Consider the following 570-nt stretch of genomic DNA (forward strand, 5'->3'; position numbering starts at 1 on the left):
TCCACTAATTTGAGGGCTGTTTGAACCTTAGGATCCGAAATTTCCTTTTTCTTTTTTTCAAGATTCTCAGCCGCCTCTTTCGTGCGATCTAAAGTTTTATTAAATTGACTGCTACTGTTGGTTTCAACAAAGGTTCTCTCATAGTTGGTAGGTTCAACTTTGGCATTCCAGTCAAATGAAGCGGCAGGACCAGTTACATCTTTCTTGTGATAGGTAGAGGCCTGATTGTTTGAATTATTTGTAGAACTAGTAGATGGCTTTGATGAGCAAGCACCAAGGGCTAAGGCTAGTGTTGTCACACAAGCTAGGCAACAAAGTCTGAACGATTTTTTCATACATTTCTCCTTCAAGTAATGCTTGTTATTCATTGGCTATTATATCATGACCTTTAGGATTACAGTGTTTTAAAATGAATTAGACAGGATTTTAACATCATAGATGAAACAGTCATATCAGCCTTTTATGATATACTATAAGGGAAATATGATTAGTTGTTTTATTAATTATCATAAGCAAGGAGAGGGTTATGAAAAAACGCATATTTCTCACAATGTTACTTTTAGGAGGATT

At 35.4% G+C, this 570-nt stretch carries 1 pseudogene; it reads right to left on the minus strand.

Annotated features, from left to right (window positions below):
* A pseudogene (locus GMD1S_RS08820) lies at positions 1 to 335 on the minus strand (hypothetical protein); the annotation flags it as partial.
* Between the last annotated feature and the right edge of the window lie 235 nt (positions 336 to 570).

The organism is Streptococcus sp. GMD1S, assembly GCF_000296875.1.
Taxonomy (GTDB): domain Bacteria; phylum Bacillota; class Bacilli; order Lactobacillales; family Streptococcaceae; genus Streptococcus.